We start from the raw sequence: 15,872 nt of genomic DNA on the forward strand, positions 1-15,872 counted from the left end.
CAACAGGTAGCGGCTTATTTTACCCGCTTGCTCTAGCGGGCCGGTCTGAGCCGTATCGGACCGGCTAAATTATTATTTTGGTGTGGAACTATGCCCGATTTACTCAGCATGATCCTTCATATTGACCAGTACCTGGGTGTGTGGGTCGAGCAGTATGGAGCATGGATTTATCTTGTTCTGTTCTTGATTATATTTGGCGAAACCGGGCTTGTGGTTTTGCCCTTTTTGCCAGGCGACTCCCTGCTGTTTATTGCGGGGGCCTTCGGGGCCTCGGGCATGCTGGACCCGGTGTTGCTCGGTGGGCTACTGATTGTGGCGGCAGTGCTGGGCAATACCGTCAATTACCATGTGGGACGTTATATAGGTCCGAAAGTCTTTACCCAGGAATCGCGCTTTCTGGATCGCCGCGCGCTGGTCAAGACCCATGCTTTCTATGAAAAGCACGGGGGCAAGACCATTGTCATTTCTCGCTTCCTGCCCCTGTTTCGCACCTTTGCCCCCTTTGTGGCGGGGGTGGGCCATATGAACGCCTTGCGTTTTCAGGCGTACAACGTGACCGGGGCGGTGCTGTGGATTTGCAGCTTGATCACCCTGGGCTATTTTTTTGGAAATGTGCCCTTCATCAAGGCGCACTTGAACACTATTGTGTTGATCGGCATTGCGGCTGCGGCCGTGCCGGTTGTGCTCGGTGCCGTATGGAAACTGTTCAAACGCAAGAGCAAGGGGGACGCCGCGCTCTAGGCTGGCCGGCCATCGGGCGAGTGTACAAAAAGGACGCTAAGGCGTCCTTTTTTATTTTGCCTGCTTGGGGTCTGTCACCGCTTCGCTGAACCGTCCCAGCCCGACGGTGGTCAAGCGATTGTCGCGTCGCAGCAGCCACAGCGCCTCGATACCCAGGCTTTGTGCCAGTGCCATGCCATCGTTGCCGCTGACCAGCAAGGCAGTGGCCCAGGCGTCAGCCCGCATACAGTCTGGCGCCAGAACGGTGACAGAAGCGATATCGTTGCGAACGGGTGCGCGCCGCCGACCATCCATGGTGTGTGCGACTCGAACTTCACCGAGTTGTAGAAAGTGCCGGTAATCGCCCGAGGTGGCGATGGACAGATTATCCAATTCAACCACGCTGTGCGTGGCGCGTCGTCCGTCCTGGGGGTACTCGACCGCTACCGCCCAAGGTTGGCCTTGAGCCTGGCTGTTCAGAGCGCGAAGTTCGCCGTCCAGGGCCAGCAAGGCGTGATCAAGTCCATATTGACGCAGCACCAGGGCCATACGGTCTACGGCATAGCCTTTGGCGATCCCGCAAAGATCCAGCTGTATCGGCGCGTGCTTGATGGCGCGGCCGGCGGCCACATCCAGCTCCAGTGTCTCATGAGCCGGGGCAGAAGCAGCTTGGGCAGCACGACGGATGGCAGCAGCATCGGGGCTCTGTCGGGCCGGGCCAAAGCCCCAGGCCTGCACCAGATCCCCGACTCCAGGGTCAAAAGCACCCTGGCTGCGACGATTGACCTCCAGGGCGCAGGCCAAAACCTCAAGAATTTCTGGCGGTAAATCCAGCCAGGTGCCAGCAGGAGTGCGATTGAGCCGGTTCAGCGCGCTGTCGGGTAGCCACGGGGACATCTGCCGGTCCACCTGCTGGACAGCGTCTGCCAACGCCTTCTGCAGGCCTGCAGCCTGTGCCGCATCGTCTGTATCCACCAAGGCAGACCATCGCGTGCCCATGGTGGGGCCGTTCAGCGTCAGACGTTGAACGTCAGAAGAGGTCTTCGGCATAGCGCCCGTTCTCCTTGAGCCAGGCCAGGCTTTTGCCCATGTCCATCAGAATCGTGTCCAGCTCCTGTTTGACGGCCTGAGCCATGGGGCGGCTGCCACAAACACGCACAAGCGCGCCTTTTTCCAGAAGGGTACGGATCTGTTGAGCGTCACGCTGCACGGCGTTCTGGACATAACCGCCCCCATCGGGCATTCGGGAAAAAGTGGTGTGTAGTTCGCGCAGATGGCCCTGGGTCTGCCAGTCCTTGAGCTCCTTGCCAAAATAGAAATCCCGCTTGCAGTCCCGGGTACCGTAATACAGGTACATGGGACGATGGCGTGTGTTGTCTCGAATAAAGCCAGCCAGTGGGGCGACGCCGGTCCCTGCGCCGATCAGCACCACCGGGCGTCGGGAGCCGGTAAGCGTGAAGCCGGGGTTGGGTCGGATGAAGGCTTGAATCGTGTCCCCGATGTGCAGGCTATGCAAATAGGGAGAGCAGACTCCGCCGCTGGTGTGTCGCACACAGATTTCCACGAATCCATCCTGTTTGCCTGAGGCCAGAGAGTAGTAGCGTGGGACTGACTGCTCACCGGGAGGAAGAATGCCCAGCAGGTCTCCGGCCGCGAAGCGTGCCAAGGGCTGGTCGGGCAGCGCAAAGCGCAGGATGACGGCAGGCTGGCCCGCTGCACCGGGAAAGTCCTGGCGTGACAGCAGGGTCAGGCTTGCCATGCGCGGCAGTCGGGGTTGATAGGCCAGCGGCACAGGTTGACCCAGTACGTCGGACAGTGCGCGCCCCCAGCGGGCAAATTCCTGGGGGGACTGCTGATGGATACGCTCCAGCGCCATCAAGGGTTGCCACCCCCGTTCCCGTAAGCTGTGTTCGAGCGCGTTGGCAAATCCGCAGAAATCAGGAAACTGGCGATCCCCAAACCCTAGAACGGCGACTTGAGCGTCGGTGGGTGGCTGGCTGGCGATCCGCTTGAGTGCTTTTTGTGCGTGGGCAGGAGGCTGGCCTTCACCGTACGTGGCGGCGAGGATATACACATGGCGTGCCGCGGGCGGCACCCGCCAGTTCTCCAGCGATGTGGTATGAACCTGACGGCCCATGGCTTTGAGGGCATCGTGCAACGCTTGCGCAAAGCCCCAGGTACTGCCGCCTTCACTCGCGACAAAAATTAGGCTGTCGGCCTGGGTCAGAGGGCTATTGCCTTTAAGTCTGGGGCGGCTGCGGCGCGCTTGCCACCACATCAGAAGGCCTGTGTACCAGAACAGGGGGATGCTCGCTGCCGACAGGCACAGAAAAACAGCCCACAGCCAGGCTCCCTCTCCGGTATGTAAAAGCAGGACCCAGTCGTAGAGGCGCTGTGCCTGGGTGGATGCTTCCCACGCCAAGGTCTGGCCCCTGTACTGGTCCGCCCAGCCCTGGCCTTGAGCGGTGACCACACGCCAGGTGTCCTGTGGATCATCGGGCGTGGGCAGATTGAGCCGTTCCAGATCCTGCGCGCGCAAGCTCCGAAGCAGTTCGATCTGGTCCGGGGGAAGGGGTGGCTGTCCGGTGGCTTGTGAGCTCACCTCGGGCTCCGTGTCCGGACTCAGGGTAATGAGTTCGAACGTGCTGGCGCTCATGTAAAGAGCGGTGGCTGAGGACAGGGCCAGGATCAGCACAATGACCCTGCCGCTCAGGACATGCAGGCGTTGGGGCAGGGTTCCGCGAACGGGGCCGGCAAGACCCCGCCATCCTCCCATGCGACGCAGCAGCAGTAGGAGTCCGGACACGGACAAGACCAACATGGCCAGCGCCACCATGGCGGCGGTAATGCGCCCCGGATCGTCCATCAAGAAAGTACGATGCAGGTTCTTGACCCAGCGTGGCAGCAGGGAAGCCTGGTAGTCCCCCAGAATCTTGCCATCTGCCGGGTCCACACGTACGGCCTGGGCTTGTCCGTCCTCAAACGCATAGACAACGAAGATCCCCGAGGGCAGATGACGGATTTCTTCTGCGCCAGGGACGGTGCCCTTGATGCGCTCAACCAGTGTGGCAAGCGGCAGGTCGGACTCGGTTGGAGCCGCCTGTACGGCGTTACGCAAGGGGTCAAGTGCCAACATCGTGCCCGTGATACCCAGAACCAGCGCGAGGGTGCCCGCTACCAGCCCCAGCCATCGATGGACGAATCGCCAGATCATGTGGATTCCTTACTGCAACTGATAGGTCAGGGATTGAATATATTGTTTACCTGCCTGGGGCGAACCGGCATTGGCGGCAGTCAGGGGAACACGGATTTCCGAAGGGCTGTCCCGCATGTCTTCGGCGGCAGCATCGACACGCAGCTCGTACCCGGCATCAATCAGGGCATCCTCCAGTTCTGCTGTCACCTCCAGCGTGCGCCCGGCACCGACGCTGGCGCCTGTTACGCCTTGCAGACGTTGCCCATCGCCGGCTGACAGGCGATTCCAGTCCGACAGATGTTTGTAGTATTTGGCTTTGCCGCCGGCGACCCACAGCGTGCGCACGTAGGCGCCTTGGGCATCGGTCAGGTAGACCGCCAGGTAGGCCCCGTCACCGCCATAGTTTTTCAGAGTGGTGGAAAGTGCCACAGTACGGCCCTGCGCTAAAGTGGGCAGGGCCACGCTACAGGCTGCGGCCAGGGTGGTGAGAAGAAAGCGTTTGGACATATTGGTCCTCCAGGGTGAGCAAAGGGAAACGACTTCAGGATGGGGGTAAGAGCGGCGGCACTCAGGCACACGCGTTAGTGGCTTCTTTCGCGGTCACGTTCGCGCTCCGGTTTGTCATGGCCATCGCGCACTTTCATTTTCACGACGCGCAGCGTTTGCGGATCAAGCTTGGCTTTAAATGAGCGACCCTGGGCATCCCGCCCGCGGATTTCATAGCAGCCGTCGTCTATTTTCAGGCGTTGCACCTCCCAGCCCAGACTGGCGGCATGTTCCAGCGCAGCATCCCGGCTCTGCCATTGCTGTACGGGGACATCACAGTCGTCGTCAGCATGGGCTGGCGCGGCCACCAGGGACAGACAGAGGTACACAATAAGCAGGCAGGGGCGGTGTTTCATGATCTTTTCCTTGTCGTTTGGAGCAAAGGCAGGAACGCTTGGCGGACGGGGCAGGGTAGGCGGGTCAGCGTGCTGAGCCAGGCTGCCACTTGTGGCAGAGGCGGCCGTTCAGGCAGGCGGCTCGGACGGGGCGGGCCCCGCCGCTGGATTTGTGGCTCCGGTCTGAGATGAGGCGCACGGGCAGGGAAGGCGATAAAGCGCCAGACCGGGCAGGCTGAACATAGCCTGGTTGGGACGGCGCAAAAAAGTAGAAGGAGACTGGATTTGCCTCATCGACTATCTCTTGGAGAGGTGTGTCGCTTAAGGTGTGCTCACGCAAAAGCGCCGTAAACAGGAATAAGGATAGTGTAGCGGGTAAGGAGGGCGGTGAAACGGCGTTAAGCCGGCAGCCATTGCCAAAGATCAAAAAAAAGCGCAGCAGAAAACTGGTGCGCTTTTTTGGGCAGGGGCTGTCGGGTTTAGCTCCGGCTGGCCAGTGCGGGGAATTCGGCAAAATACCCCCGGATACCGGTCAGAATGGCCTGGGCAATTTTGTCCTGATGGGAAGCGCTTCGTAACAGGCGTTCTTCTTCAGGATTACTGATAAACGCAGTCTCGATCAGGATGGATGGGATGTCCGGTGCCTTGAGCACCGCAAAACCCGCCCGCTCAACATTGCGTTTATGCAGACGATTGATCTTGCCGATCTCACTTAGCAATCGTGAACCCACTTTGACGGAGTCGTTAATCTGGGCTGCCGTGGACAAGTCCAGCAGAATCTGGGCGACCTGACGGTTGTGGGAGCCCAGATTCAGTCCACCGATCAAGTCGGCATCGTTTTCTTTCTTGGCCAGCCAGCGGGCGGCCGAACTGGTCGCGCCGTTCTGGGACAGGGCGTAAATGGACGAGCCACGGGCACTGGGTTTGATCCAGGCGTCAGCATGAATACTGATGAACAGGTCTGCCTTGACCCGCCGCGCTTTCTGTACTCGCACCTGCAGCGGCACGAAGAAATCCGAGTCGCGGGTCAGGTACGTGCGCATATTTGGCTGGGCATCGATCAAGCGTTTCAGCCGTCGAGCGATGTTCAGCACGACATCTTTTTCCCGTGTTCCACCGGGGCCGATCGCGCCTGGGTCCTCGCCGCCATGGCCAGGGTCCAGCGCAATCAGCAAGGGGCGATTGGGGGTGCCGGGCGTGGCCGCGGGAGCGGGGGAGCGGGGAGGCGTGCTGACCGGTGGCGGCGTCGGGCGGGCCACCGGAGGCAGTGTTTGCCCCTGTACCGTTGGCACGGGTGCGTCGGGCGAGTTTTGTGCCAGGCTTTCCAGGACGGAGGCCAGCGGATCGTTGTCATCCTGGATTTGCAGGGCCAGCAGAGGGTCTTGCGCGACGCGCGGATATAAGTCCAGAACCAGACGGTACTTGTATTCGCCAACGGGCTTGAGCGTGAAAATCTGCGGAGCGACGGCTTGTTTCAGATCCAGCACCAGACGCACCACGTCGGGGCGGTTCTGGCCCACGCGTACGGAGCGGATGTAGGGATCATTGGGGCGGACCTTGGATACCAGCTCTTCAATGGTGCGGTTCATGGTCAAGCCCTGGATATCGACCACCATGCGGTGGGGATTTTCCAGTGTGAAGTGCTCGGCCTTGAGCTCGCTATCCATTTCCAGGGTAACGCGAGTGTACTCGTCGGCCGGCCAGGTGCGGACCGCCACAATGGTGCTGGCATTGGCCAGTCGCGGGATGACAGGAAGCAGGAACAGGGTCGTGGCCGTGGCGACGAATCGGCGACGGGCCTTGCCGGCTGGGGCTACTTCTGCAGGCTGGGGGCGAGTGTCGTAATCCATAGCGTTCCTTTGGCGCTGTGTGCATCCAGGGTGGCCAAACGACCGTCACCACAATAATCCAGGTGTAAATCCAGATCGGGCTCGGGCAATAAATCCCCTGCTTTTTCGGGCCATTCGATCAGCACAACAGCATTGTCTTGCAAAATATCGCGAAAACCTGCATCGACCCATTCTCGTGGATCGCTAAATCTATAAAAATCAAGATGATAGAAGTATAAGCTAGAAACTTTATAACTTTCAAGCAAAGCATAGCTGGGACTTTTGATACGGCCGGTAACGCCGCAGGCACGCAACAAGGCGCGCACAAAGTGGGTTTTACCGGCGCCCAGGTCGCCATGTAGATGGATTCGGCCGCCTGGCGGCACACCGGCTACCTGACCGCTGAGCAGCGGCGCAAGGCCCTGGGCCAGGGCGGTCGTGGCGTCCTCGTCAGGCAGGGATACAGTCAAGGAGTGCGGATTCATAGGCACAGATCAGGGAGCAAGGGATAACCACAGTGGAATGGTCAAGCCCGCTAGTATAGTGCCGATCGACATGCTCAGCGCGACCAGGCGGCTGTCGGCGCCCATGCGGGCAGCCAGCACATGAGCCGAGGAAGCGGTGGGCAGGGCGGCAAACACCAGTAGCATTTGACGCTCCAGGGCGCTCATGTCCAGGGCCCAGGCAATCAGCAGTGCGGCGGCCGGCAAGGCAAGCAGTTTGACGGTGCTGATCCAGCCGATCAGGGCACTGGCCTGACGTGAACCCTGCAGCGACAAGGTCGCACCCACGCACAGCAAACCGATACCCAGGGCGCACGCTCCCAGCCGGCCCAATGCGAGCTGCACAGGCGCGGGCACGGACAGGCCGGCCAGGTTCCAGGCCAGGGCTGCCAGGGTGGACAAAATAAGCGGGTTTTTAAGCAGCTCAATGGCGATGCGTCCTTGTTGACCGCGAGCCAGCACCGTGACTGCCACCATATTGGCCATCGGAACAGAAAAACCGACCAGCAAGGCCATGACAGCCACCCCTGGCGGGCCGGCAATTGCGCTGGCCAGGGACATGCCCAAATAGGTATTAAAACGAAAAGCGCACTGGGTCAGCGCGGCGTGTTGCAGGGGATCCGGTTTGAGAACCGGCAGTGCCAGCCAGGCCAGTGCCGTGCCTACGGCAATCAGGGTCGCGGCTGCCAGCAACAGGGGCCAGGTATCGCTCAGGTTCAGGGGGATGCGGGTAATGGAATCAAACAGCAAGGCAGGAAACAGGACGTAATAGACCAGTTTTTCCGCACCGAGAAAGAATTCCCGACTGAAATGAAAGCGATGCAGCAGCAGCGCCCCCAAGGCGATCAATAAAAAGTCGGGCAGGATCAGCGGGAATATTGTGACCATGATGACGGTAAATGCCAGCAGATATAGGTATATCCCCGGTGGGTATCTGCAACGATAATTAAGTATTGAGGGGACCGAGCTGCGCTATGATTAGTTAGGTCCCCTTACCCAGGGGAAGGATCGACAAAAAGATGAAAGAGGAGATGTTCCCATGATAGAGAAGTTTCCCAAGAAATTTGCGCTGCTATCCCTTTGTGCAAGTTTGTCCATGATCGGCACGGCAACAGTGGCGCACGCTCAGGCCGATTACCCCAGTCAGCCGATTCGCGTCATTGTGCCGTTTGCTCCCGGCGGTTCCACTGACATTGTGACGCGCATTGTGACCAAAGGCATGAGCGAAGTATTGGGCCAGTCCATGGTGGTTGAAAACAAGGGCGGCGCCGGTGGTGCTATCGGTGCGGCCGAGGCAGCGCGTGCCAAACCGGACGGCTATACCTTGTCCATTGCCACTATCTCGACCCTGGCGGTGAACCCTGCCTGCCGCCCCAATGATTTGCCCTACGATCCCTTGAAAGATTTTGTGCCGGTCAGCAATTTTGCAAACCTGCCCAACGTGATCGAAGTCAATCCCAAGTTTCCGGCACAGAACTTCAAAGAGTTCGTGCAGCAGTTGAAAGACAATCCTGGCAAGTACTCCTACGGCAGCTCGGGCACCTGCTCGGTACTGCATTTGTTTGGTGAGGCCTTCAAGCTGGCAACCGGCACCGATATTGTGCACGTCCCCTATCGTGGCGCAGGTCCGGCGGTAACCGATGCGGTGGGTGGCCAGATCAATGCGATGTTCGATAATCTGCCCTCGTCCATGGCCCAGATTCAGGCAGGCAATCTGCGTGCTTTGGCCATTGCCTGGCCCGAGCGTCTGCCCGCCTTGAAAGATGTGCCAACCCTGGCCGAAGAAGGCTATCCGCAGCTGAACAGCCCTGCCTGGTATGGTCTGCTGGCCCCCAAGGGCACCCCGCCGGAGATCGTCGCCAAGCTGCATCAAGCGGCTGTTGAGGCGTTGAAGAAGCCTGAAATCATTGCGGCCTTGGAAAAGCAGGGTGCAACGCCATCGGGTAATTCGCCTGAAGAGTTCGCCAAGGAAATTCAGGAGCAATACGACTGGGCACACGATGTTGTCAAGAAAGGCAATATCAAGCTGGAATAAGCGCTTTTTGTCGTTCCATCAATACAAAAAACCGGCCTGAAAAGGCCGGTTTTTTGTTTCTGCCTAGAGGCTTTAGCCGCGATTGGCCTGCAGCACAGTCAGTGCGGTCATATTGATGATGCGACGTACCGTTGAGCTGTAAGTCAGGATATGCACTGGGGCATTGGCGCCCATCAGGAAGGGCCCGATGGCCACGTTGCTGCCGGCAGCCGTTTTGAGCAGGTTGTAGCTGATATTGCCGGCGTCCACGTTCGGGCAGACCAGCAAGTTGGCCGAGCCTTTCAGTGGGGAGTTGGGCAGGGTGCGGCTACGCAGGGCCTCGTCCAGCGCGCAGTCGGCATGCATCTCGCCATCAACCTGCAGGTCAGGGGCCTGTTCCTGAATCAACTTCAGGGCTTCGCGCATTTTGGGGCCCGACGCGGCCGAGTCCGAACCGAAGTTCGAGCGCGACAGCAGGGCCACTTTGGGCTCCAGGCTCAAGGTGCTGAGCATGCGGGCTGCTTCAATTGTGTATTCCGCTATTTCCTGCGCATTGGGGTCGTCATTGACATGGGTGTCGGTCAAGGCCACCGTGCGCTCGCCCAGCAACAGGATGTTCATCGCGGCATAAACGCTGGAACCGGGCTTGCGTCCGATCATCTCGTCGATGTAGCGCAAGTGGTTGTGATAAGAGCCGATCGTGCCGCAGATCATGCCATCGGCATCACCCAGGTGCACCATGGTGGCGCCGATCAGCGTCAGGCGGCGGCGCATTTCCACCCGTGCCATCTCTTTGCTGATGCCGCGACGGCACATTTTTTCCCAGTAGGTCGTCCAGTACTGGTGGAAACGGTCGTCAGACTCTGGATTGGTCACTTCAACGTCCACACCCAGGCGCAGGCGCAGGCCGAATTTTTTGATGCGGGACAGCAGGACAGCGGGGCGGCCCACCAGAATCGGATGAGCCAGTTTTTCGTCCACGATCACCTGCACCGCACGCAGCACACGCTCTTCCTCGCCCTCGGTAAAGACGATGCGGGCTTTGCCGCCTTCACGTACCAACTGCTTGGCAATGGCGAACACGGGCTTCATGAAGGCGCCCGAGTGATAGACAAATTGCTGCAGCTTGGCAATGTAGCCTTCCAGGTCTGCGATGGGGCGTGTCGCAACCCCTTCTTCCATGGCAGCCTGGGCCACGGCAGGGGCGATACGCACGATCAGACGGGGGTCAAAGGGCTTGGGAATCAGGTAGTCGGGGCCAAAGCTCAGGCCATAACCGCCATAGGCGGCCGCCACGGCTTCGTCCTGCTCTTCTTCCGCCAGCGCGGCAATAGCACGCGCTGCAGCTTTTTCCATGCCGCGGGTAATGGTGGTGGCCCCCACATCCAGCGCACCGCGGAAGATGTAAGGAAAGCACAGTACGTTATTGACCTGGTTGGGGAAGTCGGAGCGACCCGTTGCCATGATAATGTCGTCACGAGCGGCCTTGGCCACCTCCGGCAGGATTTCAGGTGTGGGATTGGCCAGCGCCATCACAAAAGGACGGTCTGCCATTTTCTGCACCATTTCGGCTTTGAGTACGCCGCCGGCGGACAGGCCCAGGAACACATCGGCATCTACAATCACATCAGCCAGCTTGCGGGCTTCGGTTTCCTTGGCAAAACGGGCCAGTTCGGGCACTTGATGACCGGGGCGGCCTTTGTAGACCACGCCATCAATGTCAGTCACCCAGACGTTCTCTTCCGGCAGCCCCATATCCACCATCAGATCCAGGCAGGCCAGCGCGGCCGCACCGGCACCCGATGTGACGACTTTGATCTTCTTGATGTCTTTGCCGACGACTTTCAGGCCATTCAGAAAGGCGGCTGTCACACAAATGGCGGTGCCGTGCTGATCGTCGTGAAAGACGGGGATGTTCATGCGCTCGCGCAGTTTGCGCTCGACCTCAAAGCATTCGGGTGCCTTGATGTCTTCCAGGTTGATGCCGCCAAAGGTCGGCTCCAGACCCGCGATGATGTCAACCAGTTTGTCCGGATCGGTTTCATTGATCTCAATATCAAACACGTCCAGGCCCGCAAACTTCTTGAACAGCACGGCCTTGCCTTCCATCACGGGCTTGGAGGCCAGGGCGCCAATATTTCCCAGACCCAGCACGGCGGTACCGTTGGAGATGACGCCGACCAGATTGCCACGGCCGGTATAACGGAAGGCATTTTGCGGGTCGGCCACAATTTCTTCGCAGGCGGCAGCCACACCAGGGGAATAGGCCAGGCCCAGATCACGTTGGCTGACCAGGGGTTTGGTCGCGGCAATGGTCACTTTGCCGGGAATGGGAAACTCGTGGTAGTCCAGGGCGGCTTGTCGATCTACAGGTGAACTCATCGTGTCCTCTTGCTCAGGCGCCAAACAGATGTTTGGTGAAATCCAGGGAAGGTCTGGCCACTCGTACGCCAGTACCGGTTTTCAACAAGTGTAGATAATTAATCTGGCGCGGCTATTAGGGCTTATTATTACCCTATTAGTAAACGCTTATAGTGGAAGGTAAAGGCTTGGAAACAAACGATATCGCGCATCGCTTGGTGCAACGGCTCAAGTTGCGCCATCTGGCCTTGCTGATCGAGATTGAACGTCTGGGTTCACTGACCAAAGTGGCGGATTTGATGGCCATGAGTCAGCCTGCAGTGACCCAGGCACTGGCCGAGGTCGAGCAGGTGTTTGGTACGTCGCTGTTTCTGCGTTCCTCCCGGGGTATGGAGGCCACTGCACAGGGGCAGATTGTGATTTCACGCGCCCGGGCGCTGGTCCAGGACATGGAATTGTTGAGCCTGGATTTGCAGGCCCACAGCCGGGGGCGTCAGGCTCATTTGCGTTTGGGCGTGATTCCACTGGTGTCCGGCAAGCTGGTGTCCACTGCTTTGCGGGCGACGCGTCCGCAGGGGCAGGTGGTGTCGGTCAGCATTACTGAGGGGCTGACAGAAACTTTGCTGGAGCAACTGCGCGATCATGCCTTGGATGCGGTGGTTGCACGCAGTTCCCCCGATCTGAATATGAAAGGGCTGCGCCATGAGGCCCTATATAGTCAGCAGCCGCGGCTGATTGCCAGCCGGGAGCTGGCGGGACGTCTGGGTCGCCGCAAACTGGACTGGGCGCAACTGCAGGACCTGGACTGGATTCTGGGACCACGTCATACCCCGATGCGACAGCAGGTAGCGAACCTGTTTTTGCGGGCTGGCCTGCCCGAGCCGGTGCCCAGCGTAGAAACATCCTCGCCCAAGTTGATCGGTGAGCTGATCGTAAACCATGCGCGTGCCGTGTCGGTGGTGCCTACTGAAATTGCCGAGGAACTGGTGCGGGTGTCGGGGGTGGCGATTGTGCCCTATTCCTTCGAGTGGGGCTTGGCACCCATTGCCCTGTTCACACGGATGGCGGGGCCCCAGCGTGCGGTGGACAAGCTGTTTGCTCAGGAACTCAAGCGTGTGTGTACCGACAAGACGGTACCGCTGGAGCGAGGGGCCTTCTTTTACTGAAGCCGTGGATGTTGGGGAGCGGAGGGCGGCCCTGGAAAGGACGCCGCCCCCGCAGCCCCTGGTCAAACTGGCGTACCAAGGGGCGGGGGCGTTGAAAGGCCGGTCAGCTGTGGCGCCGCTTGCCGGCTCCAACCCACTTATTGGTTGACGTACCAGATCACCTTGGTTTGCTGGTACTGGTCCAAGGCTTCGATCCCCTTGTCCTTGCCGCCAAAGCCAGACTGTTTGAAGCCTCCAAAGGGCGCCGTGATATCGCCTTCGGAAAACCCATTAATGGAGACCGTTCCAGCCTTGATCTTGCGAGAGACGCGCTGGGCTCGACGTACGTCATGGGTATAGATGGAGGCGGCCAGGCCATATTGGGTGTCATTGGCCAGTGCAATGGCTTCTTCCTCTGTGTCAAAAGTGCTCACGGCAAGGACCGGGCCGAACACTTCTTCCTGAAACAAGCGGTCTTGCGGCGTGATTCCGTCGAAAATAGTGGGTTCGATGTACCAACCGCTGCCCAGTTCGCTGTGAATCCGCCCACCATGAACCAATTTGGCATTTTTGCCCGGGTTCTTCAGAAAGCTGGCGACTTTTTCAAAGTGTGCCTGCTCGACCATCGGACCAATCGCGACCTCTGGGTCTGTAGGCAGACCCACTTTCCAGGATTCCAGGCCCTGCTTGAGTTTTTGCAGCAGCGCGTCTTTCAGGCTGCTGTGAACAATCAAGCGTGAGCCGCAGCTGCAGTTCTCGCTCATGTTCCAGAAGGCTGCCGCCAAAATGGAAGGCACGGCCTCGTCCAGCACAGCATCGTCAAAAACGACTTGCGGGCTTTTGCCGCCGCACTCGAGCACGACTTCTTTCAGATTGCTTTCCGCCGAGTACTTCAGGAACAGTCGGCCCACGTCGGTCGAGCCCGTAAAAGAGACGATGTCCACGTCTTCGTGGCGGCCGAGCGGTTCACCGACCTGTTCGCCCGTGCCCGTGACCAGAATCAGCGCCCCTTCAGGAATGCCAGCCTGGTGCGCCAGTTGCGTCATCCGATAGGCACTCAGGCTGGTCAGCTCGGAGGGCTTCACAATTACAGAGTTACCGCATATCAGGGCAGGTGCCACTTTCCAGGCGTACATCTGGGCGGGAAAGTTCCAGGGCAGCACGGCTGCCACGACACCAATCGGCTCTTTGGTAATCAGGCCCAGTGCCTCGGAGCCGGTTGGAGAAATGCGACCAAAGCATTTGTCGGCGGTTTCTGCATACCAGCGGAAGGTGTCGATGGTGGCTGGCATATCGGTATTCAGGCATTCTGTGATGGGTTTGCCGGCGTCCACACAGTCGAGCGCTGCCAGCTCCTGGGCATGTTGCTCCAGCAAGGCAACCCACTTGAGCATGATTCTTTTGCGCTCAGCCGGAGATTGTGCCGACCACTCGCCAGACTCGAAGCTGGCCCGGGCCGCGTTGACCGCCGCCTGCACGTCAGCCGCCTCTCCCGAGGCGATTTTGCCAATGACCGCTAGATCAATGGGGCTGATGTTATCGAGCTGGGCCTGGCCGGCCGCCTGATGGGCGGGGATCAGGTGCGAGGCATGCAGCTTGCCGGCGCGGGCCAGTGCAAAGACGGATTCTATCTGCGTGGACATTCAGGCCTCCTGTGCCAGTTGGAAGGTGTTGAGTTGTGCCAGAAACTGATCGCGCTCCTCGGCCTCGACGGGCAGCAGCGGCAAGCGAACCTGGCCCACATCAATGCCATGGCGGATGCAGCCCAGCTTGGCTTTCTGGTTGTAGTTACCGGATTCCATGGCCGCGATCGCGGGCAGCATGGCGCTCATCATCTGGCGCACGCTGGCCCAGTCTTCACGTTCGGCCGCTTTCAACATTTGTACCTGTTCCGCAGGAAAGACGTTGGCTCCGCCGCTGATCCAGCTGCGAACGCCCCAGAACAAGAAGTCGGCTGCCTGATCGTCGCAGCCGCACACCACCTGAAAGTCAGGAAGATTGGCGTTCACCATGGCCACGACCCGGCTGAAGTTGCCGCTGCTCTCTTTGATACCCACAATGTTCTTGACCTGGGCCAGCTCGTAGACGGACTCCAGCTCAATCTGGATGCCAATGCGGGCTGGAAAGTTGTACATCACGATCGGCAGGTCGGTTGCAGCGGCCACTTCCTTGAAGTAGGCGATGACCTCATTTTGTCCGGGCAGGCTGTAGGGCGTGGGTGAGAGCATCAGCGCCTCGTAGCCCAGCTCTTCTGCCTCGCGGATGCGGCTGATGGCTTCGGCCGGTGACAGGGAGTTCACGCCGGCAATCAGGGTGGTGCGGCCCCGGCCGGTCTGCGCCACGATTTCCAGCACGCGGCGGCGCTCTTGTGCGCTCAAGGCGTAGTATTCTCCCGTCGTTCCGCAGGCCACGATGCCTCCCACGCCTGCTTCAATGAAACAGTTCACCAGACGTACCAGCGCGTCTTCATTTAACTGGTTGTTGGCGTCAAAGGGGGTAACGATAGGAACGAGAATTCCGTTCAGCTTCATGATGTCTCCAGATTATTAGGTGTTGGTCTATAGCGTTATTCAATGACTTTGCGGGTGAAGGCACTGAGGTAGGCCATCAGTGTCTCCGAGCCCTGCAAGGCCTTGTCGGGATCGCCGTCCTGAATGCCTTGAGCCAGGGTCAGATGGGCCTGCGCTCCGGCTTCCAGATCGCCTTCATATTGGTAGGCATACCAGAATCGTCGGCATTGAACGATCATGGGGGTGACGGCTTGTACAGCGAAGGTGTTGCGGCAAGCCTGATGGATCACCTCATCCAGATGCTGGTCTGCCAGCATGTAGGCGTCGATGTCTTTGGCGTCGGCGGCGTCTACCATAGCCTGTGCGTGAGCCAGCAAGGTGCTGCGCTGGGCCGGGGTGGCCCAGCGGGCTGCGCCTTGCACAATCAGACGTTCCAGGACCCGACGCGTTTCGATCAGGGTTAAATGCTCTGCTACGCGGATTTCGCTGACGCGCAGCCCGCGGCGGGGTTGCTGCTCGATCAGCCCCAAGGCCACCATGCGCATCAGGGCTTCGCGCAAGGGGGTGCGCCCCAGGCCCGTCATTTCCACCAGATCACTTTCCACAATGGCCTGGCCAGGCTCCAGTTTGAGTGTGGCAATTAACTGCTCAATCGCTTGGTAGGCGACTTCAGCGGCACGAGAAGAGGGGGCGGGGGCGCTACTCACAGGGAC

14 protein-coding genes are annotated in these 15,872 nt (G+C 59.5%); 3 read left to right on the forward strand and 11 right to left on the reverse strand.

Translation table 11 applies throughout. The features are described from left to right. The first annotated feature begins 90 nt into the window (after nt 1-90). Nucleotides 91-741 carry a VTT domain-containing protein gene (locus VF694_RS06330; protein ID WP_219235729.1) on the forward strand — a complete coding sequence of 217 codons (651 nt, stop codon included), beginning with the start codon at nt 91-93 and terminating at the stop codon, nt 739-741. Between the two features lie 51 nt (nt 742-792). On the opposite strand, the gene VF694_RS06335 is transcribed toward VF694_RS06330, so the two are convergent. From VF694_RS06335 to VF694_RS06365, 7 genes are all read right to left on the reverse strand, one after another. Next, nucleotides 793-1,770 carry an FAD:protein FMN transferase gene (locus VF694_RS06335; protein WP_219235731.1) on the reverse strand — a complete coding sequence of 326 codons (978 nt, stop codon included), beginning with the start codon at nt 1,768-1,770 and terminating at the stop codon, nt 793-795. Continuing rightward, a complete protein-coding gene (locus tag VF694_RS06340; protein ID WP_440163944.1) occupies nt 1,751-3,934 on the reverse strand; it encodes a PepSY domain-containing protein in 2,184 nt (727 codons plus the stop codon). Before VF694_RS06340 ends, VF694_RS06335 begins: the two co-directional genes overlap by 20 nt. Nucleotides 3,935-3,943: 9 nt before the next feature. Further along, complete coding sequence (locus tag VF694_RS06345) at nt 3,944-4,423, reverse strand: DUF2271 domain-containing protein (protein WP_003803447.1); 480 nt, start codon at nt 4,421-4,423, stop codon at nt 3,944-3,946. Between the two features lie 74 nt (nt 4,424-4,497). Continuing rightward, nucleotides 4,498-4,818 carry a PepSY domain-containing protein gene (locus VF694_RS06350; protein ID WP_440163946.1) on the reverse strand — a complete coding sequence of 107 codons (321 nt, stop codon included), beginning with the start codon at nt 4,816-4,818 and terminating at the stop codon, nt 4,498-4,500. Nucleotides 4,819-5,276: 458 nt separating this feature from the next. Further along, on the reverse strand, nt 5,277-6,647 hold the full coding sequence (locus VF694_RS06355) for an N-acetylmuramoyl-L-alanine amidase (protein ID WP_003803445.1): 1,371 nt from the start codon (nt 6,645-6,647) through the stop codon (nt 5,277-5,279). Next, a complete protein-coding gene (locus VF694_RS06360; RefSeq protein WP_003803444.1) occupies nt 6,611-7,111 on the reverse strand; it encodes a bifunctional alanine racemase/tRNA (adenosine(37)-N6)-threonylcarbamoyltransferase complex ATPase subunit type 1 TsaE in 501 nt (166 codons plus the stop codon). Before VF694_RS06360 ends, VF694_RS06355 begins: the two co-directional genes overlap by 37 nt. A gap of 9 nt (nt 7,112-7,120) precedes the next feature. Continuing rightward, nucleotides 7,121-8,017 carry an AEC family transporter gene (locus VF694_RS06365; RefSeq protein WP_003803443.1) on the reverse strand — a complete coding sequence of 299 codons (897 nt, stop codon included), beginning with the start codon at nt 8,015-8,017 and terminating at the stop codon, nt 7,121-7,123. Between the two features lie 208 nt (nt 8,018-8,225). On the opposite strand from VF694_RS06365, the gene VF694_RS06370 reads away from it, so the two are divergent. After that, nucleotides 8,226-9,164 (forward strand): tripartite tricarboxylate transporter substrate binding protein BugE, encoded by a 939-nt coding sequence (locus tag VF694_RS06370; RefSeq protein ID WP_230406312.1) that lies wholly within the window; start codon nt 8,226-8,228, stop codon nt 9,162-9,164. A gap of 72 nt (nt 9,165-9,236) precedes the next feature. On the opposite strand, the gene VF694_RS06375 is transcribed toward VF694_RS06370, so the two are convergent. Beyond that, the gene (locus VF694_RS06375; protein ID WP_003803441.1) at nt 9,237-11,525 is read right to left on the reverse strand and encodes an NADP-dependent malic enzyme; all 2,289 of its coding nucleotides are present in this window, start codon (nt 11,523-11,525) and stop codon (nt 9,237-9,239) included. A 167-nt stretch (nt 11,526-11,692) separates the two neighbouring features. Here VF694_RS06375 and VF694_RS06380 point away from each other — a divergent pair, with 167 nt between their 5' ends. Then, on the forward strand, nt 11,693-12,670 hold the full coding sequence (locus VF694_RS06380) for a LysR substrate-binding domain-containing protein (protein WP_230406259.1): 978 nt from the start codon (nt 11,693-11,695) through the stop codon (nt 12,668-12,670). Nucleotides 12,671-12,807: 137 nt separating this feature from the next. Here VF694_RS06380 and VF694_RS06385 read toward each other — a convergent pair whose 3' ends face one another. Genes VF694_RS06385 through VF694_RS06395 form a run of 3 tightly spaced genes read right to left on the reverse strand, consistent with a single transcriptional unit; the run spans nt 12,808 to nt 15,866 of the window. Beyond that, nucleotides 12,808-14,292, reverse strand: a complete 1,485-nt coding sequence (locus VF694_RS06385; protein WP_003803438.1) for an aldehyde dehydrogenase — start codon at nt 14,290-14,292, stop codon at nt 12,808-12,810. Continuing rightward, nucleotides 14,293-15,180 (reverse strand): dihydrodipicolinate synthase family protein, encoded by an 888-nt coding sequence (locus VF694_RS06390; RefSeq protein WP_003803436.1) that lies wholly within the window; start codon nt 15,178-15,180, stop codon nt 14,293-14,295. Between the two features lie 35 nt (nt 15,181-15,215). After that, nucleotides 15,216-15,866 carry a GntR family transcriptional regulator gene (locus tag VF694_RS06395; RefSeq protein ID WP_003803434.1) on the reverse strand — a complete coding sequence of 217 codons (651 nt, stop codon included), beginning with the start codon at nt 15,864-15,866 and terminating at the stop codon, nt 15,216-15,218. Nucleotides 15,867-15,872: the final 6 nt, after the last annotated feature.

Origin of the sequence: Alcaligenes sp. Lyrl_28, assembly GCF_051948705.1 — a bacterium.
In the GTDB taxonomy this organism is placed as follows: Bacteria; Pseudomonadota; Gammaproteobacteria; order Burkholderiales; family Burkholderiaceae_B; genus Alcaligenes; species Alcaligenes ammonioxydans.